This is a genomic window from Streptosporangium sp. NPDC051023 (genome assembly GCF_040689595.1).
In the GTDB taxonomy this organism is placed as follows: Bacteria; Actinomycetota; Actinomycetes; order Streptosporangiales; family Streptosporangiaceae; genus Streptosporangium.
In genome coordinates, this window is record NZ_JBFBCE010000010.1 from 70,907 (window position 1) to 95,925 (window position 25,019).

Consider the following 25,019-nt stretch of genomic DNA (forward strand, 5'->3'; position numbering starts at 1 on the left):
GCGGCCGGGCACCCCCCTCTTCGGCGACCGGCCTGCGCGCGCGGCCGTCGTCATGCTCGGACAGGCGCGACGGAAAGGCGGGCGATGATGGCCGTGTACGGGATCGACCTCGGGACCACCTATTCGTGCATCGCCCGTGTGGACGAAACCGGCAGGCCCACGGTGCTCCGCAGCCTGGAGGGCACCGACACCGTCCCTTCCGTGGTGTTCTTCGAGTCGGCCGACAACGTGGTGGTCGGAGCCACCGCCAAGGACAGCTCCGCGCTCGAACCCGACCTGGTGGTCAGCCTGATCAAGCGGGAGATGGCGCACAGCACTCCCTGGAGGGGACACGGCAGGACGTACACCCCCGAGGAGATCTCCGCGCTCATCCTCAGAAAGCTGGCCGAGGACGCCCGCGTCGCCACCGGGGAGGTCGTGAGCGAAGTGGTGATCACCGTTCCGGCCTACTTCGGCGCGGCGGAGCGCGACGCCACGCGCAAGGCGGGCGAGATCGCGGGGCTCGACGTCATCGACGTCATCTCCGAGCCCGTCGCCGCGGCCATCACGTACGGCGTGCTGAACCCGGGGCAGGACCGGACGATCCTCGTCTACGACCTGGGCGGCGGGACCTTCGACACGACGGTGATCACGCTCAGGGACGGGAACATCGAGGTGGTCTGCACCGACGGCCATCACGAACTGGGCGGCACCGACTGGGACGACCGGATGATGGAACACCTCGTGGAGGAGTTCACGCGGGAGCATCCGGACGCCGGCAACCCACTGGACGACAAGCACACCGAACAGCAACTCCGCAGGGACGCCGAGGACCTGAGGAAGACCCTCTCCTCCAGGAACCAGCACGTCGTGCGAGTCGTGCACGCGGGCAGGGTCGCCAGGGTCGAACTCACCCGGGAGACGCTGGAGAACCTGACCAGGGACCTGCTCGACCGCACCGTTGAGATAACCAGGCGGACGATGGAGACGGCGGCGGCGAAGGGAGTGCGGGACTACGACCACTTCGTCCTCGTCGGCGGCTCCACCAAGATGCCGGCCGTCGCCCGGGCGCTGCAGGAGGCGTTCGGGATCAGCGCCCGGATTCAGGACCCCGACCTGGCGGTCGCGAAGGGAGCCGCGCTGTACGCGTTCGAGGAGACCTACCGGCGGCTGCTGCGCTCGGGCGATCGCGCCCGAGCGGAGGACCTTGTCTCCCGGGCCGGCCTGACGGCGGCGCAGCAGACGCGGATCGCGGCCCGGACGATAAGGACGGTGGCGTCGCGCGCCTTCGGGATCGTGATCGGGGACGAGGAGGGCTCGCACCTGCACGTGGACCACCTCGTGCACGCCAACGACCTCCTTCCCGCGTCCGTGACGAAGGAGTTCTGCACCGTCCAGCGCAACCAGAGCACCGTCAACGTAGAGGTCATGGAGCAGGCGGGAAGCACGGAGTCGGCGCGGATCGACGACAACAAGAAGATCGCCGGTGGGCATCTCTCGATTCCGGGCGGCAAACCGAAGGGCTGGCCGATCGAGGTCACCTTCGAGCTGGACACCTCGGGGCTGCTGAACGTGACCGCCAAGGAGCAGGAGACCGGCGAACGCCTCACCCTGCGCGTCCAGGTGGGAGGCATGTCCGAGGAAGACGTCGAGGCGTCCCGTACGACGCTGTCCCGGATGCAGGTCAGCTAGGCGGCCTTGAATGATCTTTGATGACGAGCGATACATCGAAGAGGTGCTCGAACCCGCCCGCCGTCCCGGTGGCGCGCTCCCCGACGACCTGCGCGTGCGCTACCAGGTGGACGAGACGATGAGCGCGGCCACGGTCGCCGAGACCGCCCGGCGGGTACGGCAGAGCTGGCGGCTGGCCAGAGGCCAGCTGAAGTTCAAAAGGCTCGTCAACCGGCTTGAGGCCGACGACCAGGGAAAGTACCGGGAGATCTTCGCCGCGGCGGAGGGCGGAGATCTCGGCCCGCTGCACACGGCCTTCGCGCAGACGACCGAGCACGCCGCCCGGCGGCGCGCGGACGCGGAGAGCCGGCTTCGCGCCGCCGCCGGGCCCCTGCGCCTGGTGGTTCCGGACGTCATGGAGCGCATCGCGGAGGACACCGGGCTCGGGACGGAGGAGACCCGGCGGATCTGCGAGACGCTCAGGATCGACGTGTGCGAGCCCGACCAGCTGCCGGAGGTCGCGCCGTACGTGCGCTACAGCGAGGTGCGCACGGCGCTCGACACGCTGGACAACCGGCATCTGGCGCACTTCGTGTTCGGCGTCACCTGCCGGGGGATGCGGGTGCTCGGCGGCTTCTCGATGCCGGGCGGGGCACCGCTCGACCGGGACGCCCTGGACAGGGTGCGGAGGAAGTGGACGGCCGAGCCTCAGGGGTCGCTGACGACCCGGGCGGAGACCGTGCTGACCGCGCTGCGAACCGTGCCGGATCCGGCCGAGTTGGTGCGCTACGACATCGTGGCCCGGTTACGCGAGCGGGCGCACGAGCACGCCAACGACGACACGCTGCTCCAGCACGCCACCGGCCACCTGGACCTGGCCCTCGACGAGGCACGCAGGCTGGTCTTCGCGGTCCGGCACGAGAGCCGCTACAAGGCCTCGTGGAGCGGTACGGCGAACCGGCTCAGGGAGCTGATCGACATCGGGGACATCGTGGGCGCGGTCGACCTCGCGCGGACGCTGAGTCAGGCGGCGCTCGCCGGTGAGGTGGCCGAGCTCGTAGCCGAGGCCCAGACCAGGCTGGACACGGCCGTGCGACTGAGGAACGAGGCCGTGCAGGACGGCACGGACCCCGACCAGGCCTGGCTGAAGCTGGAGGACGCGCTCAGAAACGTCCCTGACCTGCCCGAGGCCGGGGAACTCCAGGCCAGGCTGAGCCCGCATCCCGCCGGGCGGCCCGTGGCGGAGGCGCGGGACGGCGGTGTCCTGATTTCGTGGGACCGTTCCCCATCCAAGGTGGGTGAGATCCGCTACGAGGTGCGCAGAAACGGCGGGCCGCTCGCCACCGTCGCCGAGCCCCCCGTTCACGACGACGCGCCACCCGTCAACGTCGCGCTCCACTACGAGGTGGTGGCCCGTCGCGGCGAGGGCGCCGCTCCGCCCGTGAGCGCCGCGCCGATCATCCTGCGGCCGGAGCCGGAAGAGGTCCGGGTGACCGCCGGGGACGGCGTCGTGTCCGGCGGGTGGGCCGCTCCGGCGATGGCCTCCCGCGTCGTCGTGGTCAGGGACGGGACGCCGATCACGGCCGATCGCACCGGTTTCCGGGACCTCCGGGTGGTCAACGGGGAGGACTACACCTACGTGGTCTCCGCGGTGTACTTGGCGCCCGGCGGCGAGGTGGTCACGCCCGGCGTGAGCAGAACCGTCACGCCCGTGGGACGTCCGGAACCGGTCCGTGAGTTCGAGCTCCGCCCGGACCCGTCGGACCAGGGTGCGTTCCGCGCCCGCTACGACGAGCCCGCGACCGGCACGCTGGAGATCGTCGCCCTGCGGGGTGAGCCGCCGTGGCCGGTGGGAACGACGATCTCGGTGGCCGAACTCCGTGCCGCCAGCCGTACCGTGCCGTCCTCTCCTGAGCGCGACGGCCTGACGATCCGCCCCACCGGCGTCAGCATGGTCCTGCTCGCGGTGACCCTCATGGGCGATCTCGCCACGATCGGGGGGCATCGGGAGCACGTGAACCTGCCCTCCGTCACCGACCTCACCGCGGAACGCCGGGGCACCGCGGTGAACGTGGGGTTCACCTGGCCGCCGGAGACGAGTGAGGTGCGGGTGCGCTGGAGCGGGCAGGAGACGCTCGTCTCGTCCGCGCGCTACCGCGCGCAGGGCGGCATCCGGCTGACGTCACCCGAAAGCGAGGAGCTGACCGTCGAGGTGACCCCGGTCGTGCTCCTGCGAGGCGAACACGTCACCGGCCCGGCGACCGCCGTCCGATTACCGGCTCTGGTCCCGGTGCGGTACGACGTGGCGCGTGAGGGCCCGCCGTGGCGGCGGCACCTGGTGCTCACCCTGACCTGCGACCGTCCCGTACGGCTGACGCGCCTGTCACTCGTGCTCAGGCCGGGGTCCATCCTGCCCATGTCCGCCGCGGACGGCGTCACGCTGGCCGAGTGGGCGGGCCTGGAGGTCCCGGCCCGGCTGGAGAGGCCGCTCCCTGACCAGGCCGGGCCGTACTGGCTGCGCTGCTTCGCCGACAGCGGAGTCGAGCTCATCGATCCGCCGGTGCGGCGGCTGAGGACGAGGTGAGGAATGATCACCTGTCTCCACTGCTTCGCCGGCCTGCGGGCCGGCGAGATCGAGTTCCGTTGCGTCGGCAGGTCCGGGCGCGGCGTCGGCTGTGATCCGGAGCCGGACACGGTCCTGGCGGACCGTCTCGGCTCGGCGGCGGCCTCACTGCCCCCCGCCTTCGCGGTTCCCCGGCCTGGGCGCCAGGCCGAATGCCCCCGCTGCCACCGTTCGACCGGCCGCCGGGTCTGTCCACGGTGCCACAATGCCCTGCCCGCCGAGTACTGTCAGACCGCGGGCAGGATCATCGCCCTGGTGGGCGCGAAGGGCTCGGGGAAGAGCACCTACATCACGGTCCTGCTGCACGAGCTGGCCAACCGGGTCGGCGCCGAGTTGAACGCCTCCCTGGTGGCCTGCGACGAGCGGACGATCAAGCGCTACAAACAGGACTTCGTCCGCCCGCTGTACGGCGAGGGCCTGTTACTGGGCGCCACCCGGTCCGCGGAGACCGACCCCGGCGGACCGTTGGTCTACCTGCTCACCAGAACGATCCCGGGGCGCCTGCGGAAGCGGACGCGCTCACTGGCGCTGGTCCTCTTCGACACCGCGGGTGAGGATCTGCGTAGCCGTGACCGTACCGAACTGCACCTGTCCTACCTCAAGGCGGCCGATGCCGTCATCTTCCTGCTTGACCCGCTCGGACTGCCGGGTGCGAGAACGGTGGTGAGCGGCCCCACCTGGAGTACCGGCGAGGTGAACCGGAGCGACCCGGACAGCGATCCGATCGATGTGATCAGCAGGGTCACCGAACTGCTGCACGAGGGGCGCGGTTCGCACCGGCTCAAAACACCGGTCGCGGTGGCGCTCAGCAAGATCGACGTGCTGCGGCCTGAGCTGAGCCGCCAGTCGGCCCTGCACCGCGCACGGCTCCCCGCGGGTCACCTGGACCTCGACGACCGGGAGGCGGTGCACGAGCAGGTGCGTGCCCTGCTGGACCAGTGGCAGGCCGGCGTGGTGGACCGGTACCTGGGCCAGCACTACACCGACCACGCGCTGTTCGGGCTTTCGGCGCTCGGCGGGGTGCCCGACACGCGTGCCGGCAGAGTCGGCCCCGGGGGCATCCGCCCCTATCGCGTGGAGGATCCGCTGCTCTGGCTGCTGTACAGGTTCGGAATGCTGGCCGGGCGTGCGACGGTGCGGCGATGACCTGGCAGCTTCACTACACCTCCGTGGCATCCGGTCCAACGGGCCGGGCGGGGTTCCAGTTCGTCGCGGAGACGCCGGATCTGCCCTCGGGCATGCGGCCGCGGGTCGCCTCCCTGCTGACGTACAGGCCGCCGCCCGGCGCCCCCATCGCCCCCACCCCGGAGGAGATGTCACGCTTCCCCGTCGCGCTGACCTATGACTCCCTCGACACCCATCGGGTGCTGACCCGCTGCGTCTACCTCGGCCAGGACTACTCGGCACGCTACGGAAACTTCTTCGGACACGCGCTGGTGGTCACGCCCGGCGAGCTGACCGGCCTGAGGCCGGTCGAGCTCTGGTACGCCCCCCTCTGGGAGACCGCTCCCGCGCTCCCGAACACGGTTCTCCCCGGCCTGACCGAGATCGTCCCCGGAGACGCCGCCGATCCCGAATCCCTCGGAGAATGGCTGGCCTCCCAGGGTGACGGCGGGTACGCCCGGCTGGGTTTCCTGCTGGAGACAGTGGTGCGGATCCTGACCCGCGGGCACGGACGGCTGATCCTGATAGCCCGGGACGTCGAGGAGATCGTGCGGTGGATCACCGTGATCTCGTACTCGCTGCCGTGGGCCGTCGCCATGAGACTGTCCTTCGTCACCTACAGCGCCGATCCGGCGACGGCCTCGCAGATCATCGTGGGCACCACGCCGGACGTCTGGCTCCCCGCCGATCTGGAGGCCGAGGTGGTCGTCCTCACCGACCCCTCCGCGGGCTCGGGAACGAGCCGCCTCGCCCGCACGATCGTCGGCTGCTGGCGGCGGATGGACATGGCCGGCATAGACGGGATGGCCGAGCTCGGGAAGGCCGGTCCCGAGGCCGCCGCGGCGCTCGTGGCCTTCTGCCGTGGCGACACCACCGTCACCCGCGCCGAGCAACTGAACATCGCGCGTCTGCTGGACGAGGCTTTCCCCGGGTGGGTGTGGCGGGACCTGGCACAGGCGGCCGACCGGATGGAGTACGAGCTCGCCGCCGCCGCGAGCACGGTCGGCCCGCCGGACACGGCCGACCGCTGCGCCGCCCGGTGCGTCACGCTGGCCTTGCGGGACCCCGGGCTGCACCCGCTCCCCGTGACGCTCCGCGCGGCGACCGGACAGGCTCTCGGGCCGCGGGTCCGGGACGCGATCGCGGGTGCGCTCACCGGTCTGGAGGCGGCGACGGCGGAGACCGGCGCGCGCGTGCTGACCGACGACGTCTGCGACCTGCTCGTTCACGGCGATCTGACACGCGCGCCGCGCACCGGGGTGGCCGTCGTCCGCTCGCTGGCACGGCGGGGCAGGCTGGAGCGGACCGACGCGACGGAGCGGCTGGTACGGCTGGCCCCCGGCCCGGCCGCCGAAGCCGAACGCGACATGGCGTTGCGGGAGATCTGGGCCGAGCCGCCGTCACTCGCCGAATGCGGGCTGGTCGTGGAACGGCTGGGCACGTCGATGCGGGTCTCCCCCCTCCTGGCGGAACTGCCGGGGCGCGCGTTCCTCACCGGAAAGCTGCTGGAGGAGGAGACGGTGGATCTGGCGAGGCTGGTCAGGGCCCGCGTGCCCGGGCCGCCCGCCAAGGACGCCGAAACGGTGATCATCATCGCGGAGATCTCCAGGGCCGGTCGGCCCGATGTCTTGGCCGACCTGCTCGGGCGAATGCTCGAGACCGGTGAGGAGGTGAACGCGGAGCTGAGGAGGGCCGCGGGGAAGACGGTGGTGCGGATCCTGGACGCGCGAGGGCCGGAGTTCCGGGCGAAGGTCGTCATGACCGCGTCCCGGCGGGCCGCGTCGTGGCTGGTCGAGGTGTGGCTGAGGCGCAGGAGAACGCGAGAGGAACAGGTACGGCTGGTGGAGGTCGCGATCCGGTTGCGGCTGGGCGGGACCGTGAGCGGACCCGTCTTCGACCGGCTCGACGAGTGGGCGCGCGACCAGGTGAGCGGCAGATCACCGTTCAACTCCATGAAGGCCAGGTTCGCCCACGACAGCGAGCTGCTCAGGGGCTACCGGGAGCTGGTGCGCCCGCGACCCGGCTCGCGGCGCCCGCCGATCTGGAAGCGGGGCTGAGCACAGGTGGAGGAAACGGAGAGGCTCGTCAGCAGGCTCGTCATGCTCGCGTTCTCGACGGCGTGCCTGGTCGCCGGATCGCTCCTCTTTCCGGCCGTCGTCCTGCTGACGCTGATCGTCACGACGCTCGCGGCCGCCGGATACTACGCGTACCAGGCCGGCAAGGTGTTACTGCCCAGCGCGTCTGACGGCCTGTCCGTGCTCCCACCGGCCGGCGGCCCGGCCAAGGACCCGGCGTACCGGCACTATCTGCTGGGCCAGGTGTGGCGCGACTGGTCGGCGCTGGACCGGGCGACCCGTCCGGTCATCATCGGCAGGGTTCGGTCCGTACAGGCCTGGATCAGGCAGAGATGGAGGGATCGCCCGGCGATATATTTCCTCTTCACGTTGTGGCTCGGCATCGAGGCGGGTGTCGTGCTGGCCGTGGTCGCGCTGGCGATCGTCGCGGTCCTGCTGGCCGTCGAGTACGCGCTGGTCGTGAGCGTGGGCCTGCTCATGTGGCTGCCCTGCGTTCTGGTGCTGCGCGGCCTGGACCTGTCCTTCGCGCTTGTCCGACGCATTATGCAGATATGTCCTCATCCAGAGTGTTATGACCGGTTGACGCTGCCGGAGTACGCCTGCCCGTCCTGCGGAAAGCGCCACCGACGGCTGATTCCCAACGCGGACGGCGCGTTCCGCCATGTGTGCGTGTGCGGCTGCCGCCTCCCCACCACGATCCTCCTCGGCCGGCACCGGCTGCCGGCTTACTGTCCGGGATGCGACCGGCCGCTGCCGCCCAGGGTCGGGGTGGCCAGGATCGAGGCGCTGCCGTTCGTCGGCGGTCCCGACGCGGGCAAAACGACGTTCATGACACTGGTGATCGCCGCGTTGCACGGCACGGTCGAGGTGAACGGCGGGCGCGCGAGCTTCGTGACCAGGAGCGACGAGATCGCCTTCACCCGCCATCAGGAGGAGATGAGGCTGGGCAGGGTGTCCAAGACCCCCACTCCCCTGCCGACGGCCACGATGCTGGACCTCTCGCTTCCCGCCCCCGGGGGCCGGATCCTGTACCTGTTCGATCCCTCGGGCGAGCACTACACCGGGGCCACCAAGGTCGAGGCGATGAGCTACCTGGCGCACGGTGAGGCGATGGTCATCGTCATCGACCCGTTCGCGCTCCCGCTGGTACAGGACAGCCTGACGACGGCGGAACGCGACATGCTTTCCGCGGCCGGGATCTCGTTCTCCTCTGAGGATCCGGCCGACACCTTCCAGAGAGTGCGCAACGAGTTCGCCTCCCGGCCGGACGGCGGCAGGCAGAAGCGGGTGGCGGTCGTCGTCAGCAAGGCCGACCTACTGGAGAAGACGACCGTCGGCAGAGGGGTGAACGAGGTGCCCCGCTGGCTCGACGGGATGGGCATGGGGAACATGGTCAGGGACCTGTCCAACAGGATGGGCGAGATACGGTATCTGGCGTCGGGCCTTCCCCCGGACCTCCCGGCCGTTGCCCGGTTGGTCGAATGGCTGGTGGGACTGGTCGACCTGCCGCTCACCGCGTCGGCCGCCCTCCCGTACGGGCGGCCGACCACGGAGAACCCCCGAAAGGCCTGGAAGGCGTCCGCACGCCGAGCAGGCCTCATGCCGGTCAGCTACGTCGCCGCCCGCCGGACCGTCTTCGCCGCGTCGGTCCTCCTGCCCGGCGCCACGGTCGCCGTCGTGATCTCGGTCTTCGCGACCAGGTGAACGGCGCCGCCCCGCACCCGTCCGGCCAGGAACCGCGTCTTCAGGACCTGCCTCGGGCGATGAATTCCTCCGGATCAGCGTCCTGAACAGCGGATGAGACGCAACTCCCGGGGCCGGAGAACCAAGGGGCCGGGGCCGGACTCAGGCCACGCAGAACTCGTTGCCCTCCGGATCCTGCATGATCCACCAGTGCCCGGCCGGCCCTTCGCTCACCTCTCGGACGCGGACCGCCCCCAGGCCTTCCAGCCGGGCCACCAGCTTGTCGAGATCGCCGGGTTCGCTGTGGAGGTCGAGGTGCAAGCGGTTCTTGCCCGTCTTGCCTTCGGGCACGTCCTGGAAGAGCAGTCGTCGGCCGCGACCGATGCCGCTGGTTTCGTCGAACGGGTCCTCGGGGTGGCGGATCGCGGCATAGCCGCGGAAGGTCTTGCGGCCGCGGTGCTCGAACACCGCCTCCTCGCCGATGTGGCCGGCGGTCAGCAGTTGCTCGATGAGCGCGCCGGGGTCTTCCACCTCGTAGTCCAGGGCCGCGGCCCAGAAGTCCGCGAGGACGGGTGCGTTCGCGCTGTCGATGACCAGCTTCCAGCTCAGTGCCATGTAACCGGTTATACCGGTTGCATAAACTCCTCCGCAACCAAGAGGCTGACGCTGCCTGACAGCGGATGACGGCGGCCGCGTGGATGGCGAACCCGCCGGAGGCGGGGCGTCGCGGCGCCCGGTATCCGGCGGACCCCGGCACGTCAGGACAGGATCGGCCCGTAACGCACGATCACGATCATTGATGCCGCGATGACGGCGACCGGCAGGGCGGGGATGACCCACATCGCCACCCGCCGCGCCAGGGACAGCCTCCTGGGAGCCAGCCACACGAAGAGCGCCGCTGGCACCCAGCCCACAGGGACGGCCAGACACGCGTCGAAGACCTTGTGGGTCAAGGCCTCCAAGGAGGCACACTCGGCGACGTCGCTGCCGACCGGGGTGAGGCAGTCGTCGAAACCGATCGTTGCCACAAAGAACACCATGATGAACAACGCGACGCCCCACAGCAGGACGGCGACGCACGTCCACTTGAGGAACGACACCCCGGTCGGCAAGGTCTGTTCGGAGGGCATGGCTGACCTGAATGGGGCATCGTTCACGGCGCCAAGCCTAGGTTTTCCACGCCGACCGAGGAAGACCGTCGGCCGCGCCCTGCGTGCCTTCACCTCATCTGAGGGTCGAGCTTGGATCGAGGCCGGTCAGGTCGACGGTGGCGGCCCACAGGCGCGCCGCGAGCACGCTGTCGGCCGGGTGACCTTGGACGGCTTCGAGAACGGGCAGGCCGCGGATCCCGAACACCCGGGGCCCCCAAAGCTGGCCACCGCGCACGGACGGGTCGAGGACGGCCCGGACGGCGGGCCAGGCGGCGGCCTCCTTGCTTTGCAGGAGGAGGCCTGCGGGCAGGCCGCGCAGTCGTTCACCGCCGGTTCGGACGTGGACCGGTGGCCGCGAGGGGGTGAGGGAGTCGAGTGCGCCGCCGGGATGGGTGATCACGCTCAGCGTCGTGCTGCCTGCGGCGCGCAGGCGGCGGTCGAGTTCGAAGCCGAAGAGCATCTGCGCGAGTTTGGATCGTGCGTAGGTACGCTTCGGCCGGTAATCGCGTGTGCTTTGCAGATCGTCAAGGTCCAGGCTCTCGGACTTCGCCGTGAGGCTGCCGGTGGTGACGATGCGACTCGCGGACGTAGCCGTCAGCAGGGGCGCGAGCCACGAGATCAGCGCGAAGTGCCCCAGATGATTGGTGGCGAACATCAGCTCGTTGCCGTCCCCGGTCTCGCGCCGTGGCGGCTGGTCAAGCAGCACTCCGGCGTTGCAGACGACCGCGTCCAGTCTTTCCAGCCTCAGGGCGTCCGCGGAGGCTTTGAGCGAGGAGAGATCGGCGAGATTCAGGCGGATGTGACGGACGTGCGCGTCGGGGACGCGGGCGCGGATCGAGAGCTGCGCGGCCTCGGCCTTGGCGGGGTCACGGCCGGCGAGGACGACGGTGGCACCGGTACCGGCGAGTTGTTCGGCGACGAAGTATCCGATGCCCGCGTTGCCACCGGTGACGAGGAAGTTCTTGCCCTCGGCGTGCGGCAGGCGTCGTACGTCCCAGGGGGCTGGGCTGTGGAGAGAGGACATCATCCGGCTCCTCACAAATCTGAACTGACTCTGAAACTATAATCACTATAGATTCAGATGCGTTTCAGGTTGCGGTACGGTGAGGACATGCCGACGACGATGGGGCGCCGCGAGCGCAAGAAGGCACAGACCCGCCAGGCGTTGTCGGAGGCCGCGTTGCGACTGTTCTGTGAGCACGGATACGACGGCGTCACCGTCGCTCAGATCGCCGACGAGGCGGACGTCTCCATCGCCACCCTCTTCGCGCACGTGCCTGACGGCAAGGAAGCGCTGATCTTCGACGACGGCGCCGAACGACGCGTCTGGCTGGTCGCCGCGGTCCGCGATCGGCCCCCTGGCCAGTCAGTGCTGGAAGCCCTGCGCCGCTGCATGGCAGCCCGGGGGCCCTTCACCAACGATCTCCCACCCGAACTGCGCCACAAGCGCGACCTGATCGTCAGCACGCCCGCCCTGCGGGAATACTCACGCAAGCTCTGGATAGCCAGCGAGGGAGCCCTGGCCGAGGCGATCGCGGCCGAGAGCAGCCGCGCCCCCTCCGACATGACCGTCCGCGCTCTCGCCCGCTACGTCCTGGAGATCCCCGAACTCGCGGGCACGGAACCCGCCCCCCTGGCCGCACTGAACGCCATCTTCGACCTTCTCGAATCCGGCTGGCCCGGGTCGCCCGAAGAAGCCTGACCAAGCCCCCGCCGAGTCGGCTCGCCGAAGCCGGTGATGCGGTCGACGGCGGCACCGACGGCACCGACGACCTGGGGGATGCCGGTGGGAGTGCGTCTCTCAGGAGTGCGCTTCGGATTCGGGGGGCGGAAGGGCTTCACATCGACGACGAGCCGGACCTGGGTCGCGCCGAGGGTGCCGGTGATGTGCCAGCAGCCCTTGTACGGCACCGGCAGGCCGGTCGGCTGGAAACCGGGCGCCCGGTAGCCGCCGGGGACATCTCCTTCGACGGTCTCGCCCGTCCGCAGCGAGACCAGGCGGATGGTCAGCTTCTCGTCCCGCCCCGGCCACCACGGCATCTTGATCCGCAACGCGCCCTTCCCGTCCTGATAGGCGTAGCGCGCCGCCTCGGGAAACGTCCAGAGGCCGCCTCCGCCGTACCATCCGGAGCCGTCCTGCCGATCCGCCTGCTGGGCACGCAACCACGCCAGCAGCGCGTCGGACGGTTCGGCGGGCGGGTGGGCGACATCGGTCACCGGACACGAACGGCTCGCGCCGGAGGGAGGCGGTCGAGGGACAGGCCGAGCTCGGGTACCGGCTCCTGCGCCGCCACTGGCGTCAGGGACTGGCCGGTGAGGGAGCCCGGGAGCTTGTCAGGCACGGGTTCGAGGACCTCGGGCTGACCCGCGTCTTCGCCGAGACGATGGCGGTCAACACCGCCTCCCGCGCGACGATGGCCACGATCGGCATGCGGTACGTCCGCACGTTCCACATGGAATGGGACGAGCCTCTCCCCGGCAGCGATCTCGGCGAGGTCGAGTACGCGATCACACGACAGCAGCGGCTCGATCTGAAGACGAGCCGAACGCTTTCAGAACCGTGATCCGAGAGGTGGGTCGAATTCACCGTTCTCGACGCCGCGCATGAACGGCGGCAACGCCCGTACGGCCCAGCGACCCGCCTTGGCCCCCTACCCGTTCGAAGATCACCTGGATATCGGACTGGGCAGGACCGTGAAACCCGTAGCACATCGAGACACAGCGAGCTACATTGAATGCATGAGGACGATTACCCAGCGGGAGTTCCGCAACAACTCCGCGGCCGTCATGGACGCGGTGGAAGCAGGGGAGATCTACCACATCACGCGTAACGGCATCGAGGTCGCCGAACTACGACCTCTGGCCCGTAGACGGCGGTTGACCGCAGAGGAACTGGTGGCCCGACATCGGCGTCTCCCCCATGTGGACCACGCCCTGATGCGTCAGGAAGCCGATGAGTTCTTCGGCACGGATGACCGCGTCGACAGCGACGACGACCCCTGGGAGCGCGACCGTGCCTGATCGCGACGAGTCCGGAGTGCTCGACACGTGCACCTATATCGATCTCGATCTGATCGACCCGATGCGGCTGCCCGCCATCCCGGAGATCACCGCCATCACCCTCGCCGAGCTTCACCAGGGCGTCGCCATGGCCAAGGACGCCTTGAGCAGGGCCGCACGCGTGGAGAAGCTGGGGGCGGCGGTCACTGATTTCGATCCTCTGCCCTTCGACGGCGATGCCGCGACCCGCTACGGAACACTGGTCGCTCTCACCCTGGCAGCCAAGCGCGACCCTCGCCCCCGCAGAATGGACCTGATGATCGCGGCGGTGGCGTCCACACGGGGCCTACCGCTCTACACGCGCAATCATGCCGACTTCAAGGGCCTTGAAAGCGTGGTGACGGTAGTTCCCGTGTAGTGAGCGGCCCAACACTCCGACGGCATCCCGGGAGCGCCCCCTCCGCCCTCGCGCTCCCCGATGCGCCGTCCAGGCATCACGTCGGGTGGTCAGCCGAAACAGGAAGCGGGAGTGGTCAGGGGGTGGAGAAGTCGAACTCACCGTCCTTGACGCCGCCGACGAACGCCTCCCACTCAGCCCGGCTGTAAACGATCACCTCGGCCTCAGGACGACGACTGTGCCGTACGGCCACCCGCCCACTCCCATCAGCCAACGGCCCCGCCTCCACACACTGCCCGCCCCCATTCGCACTTCTTGTGCTGATGCGCCAGGTGACGCCCGCCAGTTCCTCGGGGGTAACCATCACGTGCTCTTCCCTCTCGGTTGTTTGACACGATCGATTGCATTCCGGACGACGATCGCAGACTCATTTCGGGTAAGCGCGGCACTTTTGATGGAATCGTACGCTTTGGCAAAGACCTCCACACCTTCCGCTTCGGTATAGACAGCACCTCCCCGGGTTTCCACATACGTCACGTCGGAGTAGGGCTCCGGCATGTCGAAGACCGTGAAAGGACCCTCCGGGCTGGCGTGCGCCCCGGCTGCGAACGGCAGGATCCGGACGGTCACATTCGGTCGCGCTGCCACCTCGGACAAGTGCTCCAGCTGGGCACACATCACGCCCGGACCACCGATCAGGCGGTGAAGCACTGCCTCGTCAAGAATGACCACCAGGTTCGGAGCCGTTTCGGCGTCGAGCACACGCTGCCGCGCCATCCGAAAGTCCACCCAGCGCTCGATCTGCTCCGAAGGAGCGTCCGCGTCACCCGCCGCGATAACCGCCAAGGCGTACTCCCGAGTCTGGAGGAGACCGGGGACGACCATCGCCTCGTAGGAGCGGATTTCCTGCGCGCGGGTCTCGAGCCAGGCATGGTCGAGCATCCCGCCGAGAGCGTCGGCGGCATAGCCGTCCCACCAGCCCTTCCGCCAGATGTCCCGGCTGAGCTGCTCCAGCCCGTCGCGGACCTTCTGGTCGCCGACATCGTAGAGATTGAGCAGCGCCAGCACGTCGGACACCCTCGCCGGGATGATGCCGGACTCCAGACGACTGATGGTGGCCGCGTCACGTTGCAGGTAGTCACCCGCCTGCCGGAGAGTCAGCTTGGCCGACTCACGAAACTCCTTCAGGTGCTTACCGAGCCACTGCGCCCTCAGTGTCGGCCCTCGTCTCGCGCCCATCGCCGTCTCCTTCGACTCTCGCTTTTCTCGGTCGCTAATAATGTGTAAAACTGGACAATTTCAATGAGTTGATTTCGTAAGCTTGCGCACTCGTAAATTCAATGTCACGCTACCGAAGCATCGACGGTCACGCTCGGCATTCGCCAGAAAACACAGAGGAATCAGGGCAGGGCAGAGCCGTCCACCAGATCCCACGCAGGCCCCGGTATCGAAAGGGAGTACCCGGCATGGAGCTTCACCCCGAGTCCCCCATCCGTCATGACCCGAACGTGGACGAGCGGCCCTCTCGGAGCACCGCCCCGGGCTCCTCGCCCGAGGACGCACTCCGCGACCTCCCCCGCATGTTCGCCCTGGTCCAGGGCGGCGACGATGAGGAGACCGTCGCGGAGGTCGTCGCCTATGGGCTGGCGCTGCCGGGCGGGATGGCGACGACCGTCGGCACGAACGGCCACGGCTTCGGCCTGTGGCTGAGCGCGGACAGCGCCGCCTGGCGGCTCCGCTCCGACCTCATCCGGCTCGGCGAGGACGCGGACGAGGCCCGGCCGAGCGGCACGGAAAGACCCCTGTCGTAGAGCGCGAGCAGCGGGAAGGCGCCCGGCCCGCGACGAGACCGGGCGCTCACTCCAGCGCCGGGACCGGAACCCACACCCCACGATCCCGGGGAATCGACAGCCACAAGACGTGAGGAATCACATACCCACCACCGCTTACCTGCGACTTTTCGACCTGTAAAGCAATAACTTTACGGAATGTCGGAAATGATGCACAATCACTGCCCGGGGGCACAGGCCGACGCGATTCGATAGGGACATCATGCACATCGCTAAACGCCCCCTGGGGGCGCTTCTCCTCACCGTCGGACTCTCCACCCTGGCGTTACTCATCGCCACACTGGTGATCGGCCCGGGCGGAGAGGCGGCCCTGGCCGACGTTCCGGCACGGGATACGGCGCACGCGGCCGTCGCGGCGGGGACGGCCGACGACACCAGAGCGCCGACACGTCCCGCCGGATTGCGGCCCTGCCCGGTGCCACTCGTCCCCACCCAGACCGGCTACGCCTCCATCTGCTGGAACGCCTCGTCGGACGACACGGGAGTCGTCGGCTATGACCTGTACCGCCTGGACGTCGGCGGCTTCGTCTTCGCCACCACCACGACCGGCACGGTCGGCGGCTTCTCGGGCGAGCTGAACCGCCTGTACACGATGTACGTCGTGGCCAGGGACGCGGCGGGAAACGTCAGCCCGCCCTCCAGCCTGATCACGGTGTCCGCCGTGACCGGGATGACCCCGACCGCCTCACCGAGCCCGCTCCCGGGCGACCACGTGCCTCCGTCCAAGCCGACCGGCCTGCGCGACGCCTGTCTGCAGGACTACCGGGGCGTCACGTTCTGCTGGCAGCCGTCGAGTGACAACGTGGCGGTGACGGCGTACGACGTCTACCGCGAGACCGCGACGACCTACACCAAGGTCGGCACGATCCCCTCTTCCGGGGTCCTGAACTTCGCCGAACCCGGCCTGGTCACCGGGCAGCGCTACACCTACGTCGTGGTCGCCAGGGACGCCGCCGACAACCTCAGCGTGCCGTCCGACCCGCTGTCCGCCCTCGCCAGGGAAGGACTCCCCTCCCCGAGCCCGTCGCCGACGACCCGCCCATCGTGCACGGTTTCCTACCGCGCGGCGACGTGGAGTTCGAGCCTGAACGCGGAGATCACCGTGCGCAACACCGGCACGACCGCGATCGACGGCTGGACGCTGACGGTCGACTACCCGGCGTCGGCCGTACGCCTCACCTCGGGCTGGTCCGCGGACTGGACCCAGACCGGCTCACGGCTCACCGGCACGAACAGGCAGTGGAACAAGGTCATCCCCGCAGGCTCGGCGACCCAGGTCGGGTTCACCGCCTCCTACAGCGGCTCCCTGCCCGCTCCCGTGAGCTTCGGCCTCAACGGAGAGACCTGCGCCACCGGCTGACCATGTCTGAGCGGTACCGCCGCGGCGGTACCGCTCAGCCCAACGGCACCGATGGCCGGGGCACGGTGACACGGGCCGGACAGACCGCGGGCTGACGCGAGCCAGGCTACGGTGTGACCCGCTGAACGGGGACGAGGCTTTTGGCGGCGGCCGTGACGAACGCCGCGACCGCGGCTTCGAACTCCGCCTCGCGGGTCTTGAGTTCGGCCCGGTCGGTCGCGTCGCGCAGCGCGTCCATATGCGCGAACGCGGCATCGGCAAGGGGTTCGGGCTGCCCGGAGACCAGCAGCAGCCGGAACCGCGCGGCTTCGGCCAGGGCCCCCAGACGATCGGCCTCGGCGAGCGCCTGGGCGAGCCCGGCCTGGTCCGAACGCCGCAGCCACGCGGTCACGACGGCGCGCTTGAGCTCGCTCACCGCGGCGGCGAACTCGCTGTAGGCGGTCAGGCGTTCCTGGCGCAGCCGCTCCTCACGCGCGACCCTCTCGGCGCGCGCGGCGGTCCGCTGCTGGAACAGGTAGGTGCTCAAGGACCCCAGCAGGGTCCCGAGGACGGCGATCAGACTCCCAAGGACAGCGCTCACCGCAAGAGTGGATCACACCCGTCACCCACCCCCAAGCCGGAGATGACGAACGCGAGGAGGATTGACAGGTCGACGGATCGTCCGCGGCCGGGGTGCTCAGCTCGCAGACGCTCGGAGAAACCCGGCCGGATCATGCGGAGAAGGCGCCCCGCCCTGGTGGGCGGAGCGCCTTCCTGTGGTGGGGACGATCTAGCGCTGGGCCTCCACCATCCAGTGGTACTTCTCCAGGTCCTGGGTGATCTCGATGAGGATGTCCTGGGTCACCGGGTCGGGCTTTTCCGTGGCCCCAATGCGCTCGCGCATCCGGCGGATGACGGATCCGAGGATGTCCGTCATGGCGGCGACGACCTTGCCGTCGTTGAGGTAGCCCGCCTCCACCTCCGGCACCTCACTGGTCTTCGAGAGCGTGGTCGCCCGCCCGTCGGGGTTGGCCCCGAGGGCGACCGCCCGTTCTGCGACGGTGTCGGCGTGCAGCCTGGCCGCCGCGACGATCTCGTCGAGCTGCAGGTGCAGTGAGCGGAAGTTGTGGCCGATCACGTTCCAGTGGGCCTGCTTGCCCAGAAGTGAGAGCTCGAGGAGGTCGACGAGCGCTCCCTGGAGAGCGGTGGTGACGACCTTCTTGTCATCACCCTTGAGCGGACTGGTGATCGCGGACATATGGTGTCCTCCCCTTTTTCAGGATCGATTTCCTATTTGTCCTGAATCGTCCCTACCCAGCTATCCTCTCCTTATGTTGACAGTGTCACTGTGACAGTGTCACTATCGAAGACATGGAGTGGACCATCGGCGAACTGGCGGAGCGGGCCTCCGCGGCGTTGTCCCCGACCGCCCAGCTCAACGGGCGGGTCAGGGACGTGCCCAACGAGCGCCTCATCCGGTGGTATGCCACGATCGGCCTGCTGGACCCGCCGTCGGCCCGCAGGGGCCGCGTCGCCCTGTACGGCAGGCGCCACCTGCTGCAGCTCATCGCCGTCAAGCGCCGCCAGGCCGAGGGCCTGACCATCGCCGAGATCCAGGCCGAGCTGACCGGGGCGACCGACCAGACCCTGGAGTCGATCGCCGATCTCCGCGACCCCGCCGAAGGGAACGGACGGCCGGAGAGAGCCGCCCCCCGGGCCTCGCGCCCCAGGTTCTGGGCCGAACCGCTCGCGGCGGCGGAGACACCAGGGCCGGGCCCGACACGACAGCCCGGCGCCCCGGCCTCCCGGCCTCGACCACCGGCCCCGTCGGCCATGTCATCCGCGCCGCCCATGCCACCGCCCGCGCCACCCGCATCTTCCGCGCCGTCCGTCCCGGCTGCCGTCGTCGTCCACGGCGTACGGCTGGCGCCCGGGGTGACGCTGCTGCTCGACGGCGGCGGCCGTACGCCGTCAGCCGGAGAACTCGCCGAGATCGGCGCCGCCGCGCAGGCGCTCCTCGCGGTCCTCCGCGAACACGACCTCGTCCCCAGAGACCCGCAGGACCAGGAAGGGAACCAGCCATGATCACCGAGATCACGACGCTACGCCCCGAGGAGTGCGAGCCGGTCCCGGACGCCGGGCTGGGGGCACTCGTCACCGAGCGCGGCAACCTGCCGCTGGAGAGCGTGGACGTGACCGCCGACGTCTCCGGCCTCGTCGCCGGGGTCGAGGTCGTCCAGGGGTTCCGCAACCCGCACGACGTGGCGCTCGAGGCGACCTACGTCTTCCCGCTGCCCGACCGTGCCGCCGTCACCTCCTTCAGGATGGAGGCGGACGGGCGGGTCGTCGAGGGCGTCCTCAAGGAACGCGGGCAGGCCAGGGCCGACTACGACCAGGCGATCTCGGAGGGCAGGCGGGCGGCGATCGCCGAGGAGGACCGCCCCGACGTCTTCACCATCAGGGTCGGCAACATCGTGCCCGGCGAGCGGGTCACCGTACATCTCACGCTCAACCAGCCGCTCCCCTACGAGGACGGCGCCGCGACCTTCCGCTTCCCGCTGGTCGTGGCCCCCCGCTACATCCCCGGCACCCCGCTCGACGGCGAGCAGGCGGGCGACGGCTGGGCCGCGGACACCGACGCGGTGCCCGACGCCTCCCGGATCACTCCCCCGGTGCTGCTGCCCGGCTTCCCCAGCCCGGTGCGCCTTTCGCTGGCGGTCTCCGTCGACCCCGCCGGGCTCGAGCTGCGCGAGGTCCGCTCCAGCCTGCACGTGGTGCGGGAGGAGGGGAACACCGTACGGCTGCAGCCGGGCGAGCGTCTCGACCGGGACTTCATCCTGCGCCTGTCCTTCGACGCCTCGACCTCGCTGACCCTGGTCCCCGACGAGGAGTCCGACGGGCGGGAGCCGGAGGGAACGTTCACGCTGACCGTCGTCCCCGGCCCGGCGGAGGCCACGGCCAGGGCGAAGGACGTCGTGCTGGTGCTGGACCGCTCGGGCAGCATGACCGGCTGGAAGATGGTCGCCGCCAGGCGCGCGGCGGCCCGCATCGTCGACACGCTGGTCGGCGGCGACCGGTTCGCCGTGCTCTCCTTCGACACCGTGGTCGAGCACCCTGAGGGGCTCGGTGAGGGACTGTCCGAGGCGTCCGACCGCAACCGCTACCGCGCGGTCGAGCATCTGGCCCGCCTCGAGGCGCGCGGCGGCACCGAGATGCTGGACCCGCTGGAGCGGGCCGTCACGCTGCTCGGCGGCTCCACCGACGACGCCGACAGTGTCAGGGACCGCGTCCTGGTGCTCGTCACGGACGGCCAGGTCGGCAACGAGGACCAGATCCTGGAGCGGCTCGGCGCGCGGCTCGCCGGGGTACGGGTGCACACGGTCGGCATCGACAGGGCGGTCAACGCCGGGTTCCTCGGCAGGCTGGCCGGGCTGGGCGCGGGCCGGTGCGAGCTGGTCGAGTCGGAGGACAGGCTCGACGAGGCGATGGAGCACATCCACCGCAGGATCGGCTCCCCCCTGGTCACCGACCTGTCCCTGAAGGCGGACGGGCTCGACCTGGTCCCCGGGACCGTCAGCCGTCTCGGCTCGATCTACCCGGACGTTCCGCTCACCGTCCAGGGACGGTACCGGGGGGTTTGTGGCGGGGCGCTGGCCGTACGAGGGCTGGACTCGACGGGGCAGCCGTGGGAGCGGCGGATCGCCGGAACGCGGGTGGAGAACCCGGCGGTGCGGGCGATCTGGGCGCGGGCCCGGCTTCGGACGCTGGAGGACCGCTACGCCGCGGGCGACCGCTCGCTGGAGGCGGAGATCGTCGAGGTCTCGCTCAGGCACGGTGTGCTCTGCCGGTTCACCGCGTTCGTCGCGGTCGACAGCCGGGTGGTCGCCGAGGGCGGCCCGGGGCACCGCGTGATCCAGCCGGTCGAGCTGCCGAGCGGCTGGGAGAACCCGGTCGTTGCGGCGCCGATGATGCTGACCGGGATGGCCTCGCCCGCCCCCATGAGCGCCCCCGGAGCGCCTCCGGCCGCGGCGCCGAAGTTCGCGGCGGCGGCGGGCGGCGCGCCGGAGGGCTTCGCGGGAGGCCCAGTGGGAGGGGTCCCCGCGAGAAGCGCGCGCGGCCGGGGCGGTTTCGCGCCGCGTGCCGCCATGCCTTCCCGTCCCGCGCCGGTCGGAGCGCCCCAGGTTCAGCGGGCAGAGGTGCCCAGGGCCCAGCTCGGCGAGGAGTTGCGGCGGCTGCGGGCCGCCGAGTCACTGCCCGCCGCGGAACGGCTGCGCTACCTCGAGGACCTGGGCAGCAGGCTCGCGGCCCTGGCCGTCTATCTGGGCGGTCACGCCGAGCTCGCGGCCCTGGCCGCGGAGCTGCAGGCGGGCGGTGACCTGGACATCCTGTGGCGTAGGGCCGCCGAGGGGCTGGAGTCCCTCAGCCGGTCGGAAAAGCGCCGCCCGTTCTGGAAGAGATAACTTCTTACTATAAAAGTCGGGAAACTTCACATTAAGGGTTGCTTTGCAGGTCAGGTTGGCTACAGTTCCCGCGTGACCAGTCCGATTTTTACCCTTTGTGATGAATACGTCTCGCGCTCGGCGGCGCTCGACCCGATCGCCGCCGGAGGGGCGGGCATCGCCGTCGAGTTCGCCCCCGCCACAGACTATGGCCCCGACGGCTACGCCGCGAGGGCCGCTCTGATCAGCGAGACGCTGAGCAGGCTCGCCCGGCTGGAGCCCCTGGGCGAGGAAGATGTGCGGGCGGCCGCCCATCTGCGCGAACGTCTTGAGGCCGAGCTCGCCTGGCACGAGAACGGCGAACCGCTCCGCACGGTACAGGCGCCGTTCGGGCTCATCGCCGAGCTGCGTGACAGCGTGGACCTGCTGCCGCACGGCACCGACGACGAGTGGCGCGACGTGGCGGCCAGGCTGGCCGCGGTGCCCGGGATGCTGGAGGGCTGGCGCGCGAGCCTGGAGACCGGCCTGGACCGGGACCTGCGGGCGGCTCGCCGCCAGGCGCTGGAGACGGCGGCCCAGGCAGGCCTCATGGCGAGCGGCGGCACCCACGAGGCCCTCGTCGCCCGGTACGGCGAAGGCCCGGTGCGAGGCGAGCTGGCCAGGGGCGCCGCGGCGGCGCACGCCGCCTACGCGGAGATCGCCCGTTATCTGCGGGAGGAGTACGCCCCCAGGGCGGCGGAGGCCGACGCGGTGGGCGCGGAGCGCTACGCGGTCGCCGCCCGGCTCAGCCTGGGCGCCGACATCGACCTGGTCGACGCCTACGAGTGGGGCTGGGCCGAGCTTGAGCGCATCGAGGCCGAGCTGGCCGTCGAGGCGGACCGGGTGAAGAAGGGCGCCTCGGTCGACGAGGCGACGGAGATCCTCAACGAGACCCACTACGTTGAGGGGCTGGACACCTACCGGGGCTGGTTGCAGGAACGCCACGACGAGGCGATCGAGCGGCTGCACGGCACCCACTTCGACATCGCGGAGCCGCTGCGCCGGGTGGACGTCACGCTGGCCATCGGCTCGACCTCGGGTGCTCCCTACTACACCTCGCCGAGCGAGGACCTGTCCCGCCCCGGCCGCACCTGGTGGCCGGTCGGCAACGGCAGGGAGCGGTTCGAGACCTGGCCGGAGCTGACCGCGATCTTCCACGAGGGCGTTCCCGGGCACCACCTCCAGTTCGGCGCGGCCCGGGTGGCCGGGGACAGCCTGTCGCGCTTCGGCAGGAACTCCTGGGTGAGCGGGCACGCGGAGGGCTGGGCCCTGTACGCGGAGCGGCTGGCCGACGAACTCGGCTGGTTCACCGAGCCGGGCACCCGGCTCGGCACGCTCGGCTGGTCGGCGCTGCGGGCGGCCAGGGTGGTCATCGACATCGGGGTCCACCTGGACCTTCCGCTCCCCGACGGCTCCAGGTGGACCTTCGAGAAGGCGTGCGAGGTGTTGCGCGAGCGGGGCAGGTGCGAGCCGCACCGGGTCCATTCCGAGATCGTCCGCTACTTCGGCTGGCCGGGGCAGGCGATCTCCTACAAGCTCGGCGAGCGGGCCTGGCTGGCCGCGCGGGACGAGGCGAGGGCGCGCCAGGGGGCGGACTTCGACCTGCGCCGCTGGCACACCGCGGCCCTGGAGCTCGGCCCGGTCGGCCTGTCCTGCCTGGCCGACGCCCTGCGCCGGATCGGCTGACCCGGGAGCCGGGAGGCCAGGTCCTATCGACGTCGCCCGGGCCGGCCGGTTCACCGGCTCGCCCGGGCGACGCCCGTACGAACCACACCGGAAAACAACGGAAAGCGCCGAAGGCCTCCGGACACCGGACGCGGAAGACCATAGAAGGATCCGGTCCCGACGCCGCGTATGGTGACGGCATGGTGATTCTGGACGGCGGGCTGGCCACGCATCTGGAGGCGCTCGGCGCGGACCTCCGCGACGAGCTCTGGTCGGCGAAACTCCTGCTGGAGAACCCGTCGGTGATCCGTCAGGCGCATCTCGACTACTTCGCCGCCGGGGCCGACGTCGCGACCACGGCCAGCTACCAGGCGAGCATCCCGGCGTTCACCCGGCGGGGACTGGACGTGGACGAGGCCGAGGAGCTGATCCTGCTGTCGGTCCGCCTGGCCGTTGAGGCGCGGGACTCCCACGGCGAGGGCACGGTCGCCGCCAGTGTCGGGCCCTACGGCGCCTACCTGGCCAACGGCGCCGAGTACACCGGCGACTACGACCTCGACGAGGACGGCCTGACCGCCTGGCACCGGGACCGCTGGCACATCCTGGCGGGCAGCGGGGCCGACCTGCTGGCCTGCGAGACCATCCCGTCCCGCGCGGAGGCGAAGGCGCTGAGGCGGCTGCTCGCCGAGACGCCCGGGACGCGGGCGTGGGTGAGTTTCTCCTGTCGCGACGGGGAACGGATCAACGACGGGACCCCGCTCAGCGAGGCCGCCGCGTTGTTCGCCGACCATCCACAGGTGATCGCGGTCGGCGTCAACTGCACCGCGCCACGCCACATCCCCGACCTCATCGGCCGGATCGAGGGCAAGCCCGTGGTGGTCTACCCCAACTCCGGCGAGGCCTGGAACGCGGCCGAGCGTCGCTGGGAGGGCCTGGCCGACCCCGTCGAGTACGGCGCGGCGGCGGCCGAATGGTGCGCGGCCGGTGCCGCCCTCGTCGGCGGCTGCTGCCGTACCACCCCCGAGCACATCCGCCAGATCCGCGAGCACCTGCTCGCAGGCTGAGCGGGAACGCCCATCGGGTCACGCACCGCGCGCCGGCACGGCTCCGGATCACCGTGGCGTCCGGTCCGTGACGGTGCCACGGATACCGACCGCGACGGTGCCACGGGGGCCGAGGTGTACGGAGAACGGGGTCAGCCGTCGCGTGTCGTCAGGTAGCTCAGCCGCGGGCTCACCCGGTACAGCACGTTGAGCAGCTTGGCCTTGCCGACGTAGACCTCGTCGCGGTTCCCCTCGATGCCCCGGACGATGGCTCGGGCGGCCTCCGCCGGGCTGATCTTTCCGCTGCCCCGGCCCGCGGTCATGGCGGTGTCGACGAGCGGCAGCACCGCCTCGGTGACCGCGACCCCCGACGCCGCGGCCTGTTCCTGGTAGCGCAGGCTCCTGGTGAAGGTGCGCAGGGCCGCCTTGGTCGCACAGTAGACCGCGGCGCGGCGCTTTGGCGCGATGGCCAGCCCGGAGGTCACGTTGACGATCCGGGAACCCGGCCGGGCCCGCAGCAGCGGCAGGCAGTGGGCGGTCAGCTGCAGGGTGCCGGTCAGGTTGATCGCGATCTCCCTGCCGATGCGGTCGCAGCCCTCGTCCGGTGTCAGGTCGCCGAGTTCGTAGACGTCCTGCACGGCGGCGTTGTTGACCAGCAGCGACAGCTCGCCGAGACGGGCCGACTCCTCGGCGAGGAGGCGCAGCTGGGCCGCGTCCGCGAGGTCGCACGGGACCGCGGTCGCCTGCGGCAGGGCTGAGGCGACACGGTCCAGGGCCTCGGTGTCCCGGCCGCACAGCAGCAACCGGTATCCGCGCCCCGCCAGCTCGTGCGCCAGCGCGGCGCCGACTCCGCGCGACCCTCCCGTGATCAACGCCAGGGGCATGACACGCTCCTCTCGCT

The 25,019-nt window shown here is 70.4% G+C and carries 24 protein-coding genes; 15 read left to right on the forward strand and 9 right to left on the reverse strand.

All coding sequences use genetic code 11. From position 1 onward, the window contains the following. The first annotated feature begins 84 nt into the window (after nt 1-84). From AB0395_RS09115 to AB0395_RS09135, 5 genes are read left to right on the forward strand one after another with little or no spacing between them, the layout of a single operon-like run. Nucleotides 85-1,671: an Hsp70 family protein gene (locus AB0395_RS09115; RefSeq protein ID WP_366278513.1), complete on the forward strand. Its 1,587-nt coding sequence runs from the start codon at nt 85-87 to the stop codon at nt 1,669-1,671. A 10-nt stretch (nt 1,672-1,681) separates the two neighbouring features. After that, entirely contained in the window at nt 1,682-4,234 is a 2,553-nt protein-coding gene (locus AB0395_RS09120) for a hypothetical protein (protein WP_366278515.1), read from the forward strand. 3 nt (nt 4,235-4,237) lie between these two features. Further along, nucleotides 4,238-5,419, forward strand: a complete 1,182-nt coding sequence (locus tag AB0395_RS09125) for a hypothetical protein (RefSeq protein WP_366278516.1) — start codon at nt 4,238-4,240, stop codon at nt 5,417-5,419. Continuing rightward, entirely contained in the window at nt 5,416-7,494 is a 2,079-nt protein-coding gene (locus AB0395_RS09130) for a hypothetical protein (protein WP_366278518.1), read from the forward strand. The genes AB0395_RS09125 and AB0395_RS09130 overlap by 4 nt, the downstream gene beginning before the upstream one ends. A 6-nt stretch (nt 7,495-7,500) precedes the next feature. Further along, entirely contained in the window at nt 7,501-9,216 is a 1,716-nt protein-coding gene (locus tag AB0395_RS09135; protein WP_366278519.1) for a hypothetical protein, read from the forward strand. A gap of 141 nt (nt 9,217-9,357) precedes the next feature. Here AB0395_RS09135 and AB0395_RS09140 read toward each other — a convergent pair whose 3' ends face one another. The 3 genes from AB0395_RS09140 to AB0395_RS09150 form a co-directional block, all read right to left on the reverse strand. Next, on the reverse strand, nt 9,358-9,810 hold the full coding sequence (locus AB0395_RS09140) for a VOC family protein (protein ID WP_366278520.1): 453 nt from the start codon (nt 9,808-9,810) through the stop codon (nt 9,358-9,360). A gap of 143 nt (nt 9,811-9,953) precedes the next feature. Further along, the gene (locus AB0395_RS09145) at nt 9,954-10,352 is read right to left on the reverse strand and encodes a hypothetical protein (protein WP_366278522.1); all 399 of its coding nucleotides are present in this window, start codon (nt 10,350-10,352) and stop codon (nt 9,954-9,956) included. A 67-nt stretch (nt 10,353-10,419) separates the two neighbouring features. Next, nucleotides 10,420-11,373 carry an SDR family NAD(P)-dependent oxidoreductase gene (locus AB0395_RS09150; RefSeq protein WP_366278523.1) on the reverse strand — a complete coding sequence of 318 codons (954 nt, stop codon included), beginning with the start codon at nt 11,371-11,373 and terminating at the stop codon, nt 10,420-10,422. 84 nt (nt 11,374-11,457) lie between these two features. Here AB0395_RS09150 and AB0395_RS09155 point away from each other — a divergent pair, with 84 nt between their 5' ends. Next, nucleotides 11,458-12,048, forward strand: coding sequence for a TetR/AcrR family transcriptional regulator (locus tag AB0395_RS09155; RefSeq protein WP_366278525.1), 591 nt, complete (start codon nt 11,458-11,460; stop codon nt 12,046-12,048). On the opposite strand, the gene AB0395_RS09160 is transcribed toward AB0395_RS09155, so the two are convergent. Further along, nucleotides 11,934-12,563, reverse strand: a complete 630-nt coding sequence (locus tag AB0395_RS09160; RefSeq protein ID WP_366278527.1) for a hypothetical protein — start codon at nt 12,561-12,563, stop codon at nt 11,934-11,936. The two genes, AB0395_RS09155 and AB0395_RS09160, sit on opposite strands and share 115 nt — an antisense overlap. On the opposite strand from AB0395_RS09160, the gene AB0395_RS09165 reads away from it, so the two are divergent. The 3 genes from AB0395_RS09165 to AB0395_RS09175 all read left to right on the forward strand — a co-directional run bounded on the left by AB0395_RS09165 (nt 12,470) and on the right by AB0395_RS09175 (nt 13,764). Beyond that, nucleotides 12,470-12,910, forward strand: a complete 441-nt coding sequence (locus AB0395_RS09165; protein ID WP_366278692.1) for a GNAT family N-acetyltransferase — start codon at nt 12,470-12,472, stop codon at nt 12,908-12,910. The two genes, AB0395_RS09160 and AB0395_RS09165, sit on opposite strands and share 94 nt — an antisense overlap. Before the next feature lie 175 nt (nt 12,911-13,085). Beyond that, the gene (locus AB0395_RS09170) at nt 13,086-13,367 is read left to right on the forward strand and encodes a type II toxin-antitoxin system prevent-host-death family antitoxin (protein ID WP_366278529.1); all 282 of its coding nucleotides are present in this window, start codon (nt 13,086-13,088) and stop codon (nt 13,365-13,367) included. Continuing rightward, nucleotides 13,360-13,764 carry a type II toxin-antitoxin system VapC family toxin gene (locus tag AB0395_RS09175; RefSeq protein ID WP_366278531.1) on the forward strand — a complete coding sequence of 135 codons (405 nt, stop codon included), beginning with the start codon at nt 13,360-13,362 and terminating at the stop codon, nt 13,762-13,764. Before AB0395_RS09170 ends, AB0395_RS09175 begins: the two co-directional genes overlap by 8 nt. Before the next feature lie 115 nt (nt 13,765-13,879). On the opposite strand, the gene AB0395_RS09180 is transcribed toward AB0395_RS09175, so the two are convergent. Further along, nucleotides 13,880-14,107, reverse strand: coding sequence for a DUF397 domain-containing protein (locus AB0395_RS09180; RefSeq protein ID WP_366278533.1), 228 nt, complete (start codon nt 14,105-14,107; stop codon nt 13,880-13,882). Next, nucleotides 14,107-14,982 (reverse strand): helix-turn-helix transcriptional regulator, encoded by an 876-nt coding sequence (locus AB0395_RS09185; protein ID WP_366278536.1) that lies wholly within the window; start codon nt 14,980-14,982, stop codon nt 14,107-14,109. The genes AB0395_RS09180 and AB0395_RS09185 overlap by 1 nt, the downstream gene beginning before the upstream one ends. A gap of 227 nt (nt 14,983-15,209) precedes the next feature. On the opposite strand from AB0395_RS09185, the gene AB0395_RS09190 reads away from it, so the two are divergent. Both AB0395_RS09190 and AB0395_RS09195 read left to right on the forward strand, forming a co-directional pair. After that, nucleotides 15,210-15,554, forward strand: coding sequence for a hypothetical protein (locus AB0395_RS09190; protein WP_366278538.1), 345 nt, complete (start codon nt 15,210-15,212; stop codon nt 15,552-15,554). A gap of 241 nt (nt 15,555-15,795) precedes the next feature. After that, nucleotides 15,796-16,953 (forward strand): cellulose binding domain-containing protein, encoded by a 1,158-nt coding sequence (locus tag AB0395_RS09195; RefSeq protein WP_366278540.1) that lies wholly within the window; start codon nt 15,796-15,798, stop codon nt 16,951-16,953. Nucleotides 16,954-17,059: 106 nt separating this feature from the next. On the opposite strand, the gene AB0395_RS09200 is transcribed toward AB0395_RS09195, so the two are convergent. Next, a complete protein-coding gene (locus AB0395_RS09200; RefSeq protein WP_366278542.1) occupies nt 17,060-17,533 on the reverse strand; it encodes a hypothetical protein in 474 nt (157 codons plus the stop codon). Between the two features lie 189 nt (nt 17,534-17,722). Further along, on the reverse strand, nt 17,723-18,190 hold the full coding sequence (locus tag AB0395_RS09205; protein ID WP_366278544.1) for a DNA starvation/stationary phase protection protein: 468 nt from the start codon (nt 18,188-18,190) through the stop codon (nt 17,723-17,725). A gap of 113 nt (nt 18,191-18,303) precedes the next feature. On the opposite strand from AB0395_RS09205, the gene AB0395_RS09210 reads away from it, so the two are divergent. From AB0395_RS09210 to mmuM, 4 genes are all read left to right on the forward strand, one after another. Next, nucleotides 18,304-19,017, forward strand: a complete 714-nt coding sequence (locus AB0395_RS09210; RefSeq protein WP_366278546.1) for a MerR family transcriptional regulator — start codon at nt 18,304-18,306, stop codon at nt 19,015-19,017. After that, a complete protein-coding gene (locus AB0395_RS09215) occupies nt 19,014-21,392 on the forward strand; it encodes a VIT domain-containing protein (RefSeq protein ID WP_366278548.1) in 2,379 nt (792 codons plus the stop codon). The genes AB0395_RS09210 and AB0395_RS09215 overlap by 4 nt, the downstream gene beginning before the upstream one ends. A gap of 72 nt (nt 21,393-21,464) precedes the next feature. After that, complete coding sequence (locus AB0395_RS09220) at nt 21,465-23,096, forward strand: DUF885 domain-containing protein (RefSeq protein ID WP_366278550.1); 1,632 nt, start codon at nt 21,465-21,467, stop codon at nt 23,094-23,096. 179 nt (nt 23,097-23,275) lie between these two features. After that, complete coding sequence (gene mmuM / locus AB0395_RS09225; protein WP_366278552.1) at nt 23,276-24,139, forward strand: homocysteine S-methyltransferase; 864 nt, start codon at nt 23,276-23,278, stop codon at nt 24,137-24,139. Nucleotides 24,140-24,270: 131 nt separating this feature from the next. Here the strand turns inward: mmuM and AB0395_RS09230 are convergent, their stop codons facing one another. After that, complete coding sequence (locus tag AB0395_RS09230) at nt 24,271-25,002, reverse strand: SDR family NAD(P)-dependent oxidoreductase (RefSeq protein WP_366278554.1); 732 nt, start codon at nt 25,000-25,002, stop codon at nt 24,271-24,273. Nucleotides 25,003-25,019: the final 17 nt, after the last annotated feature.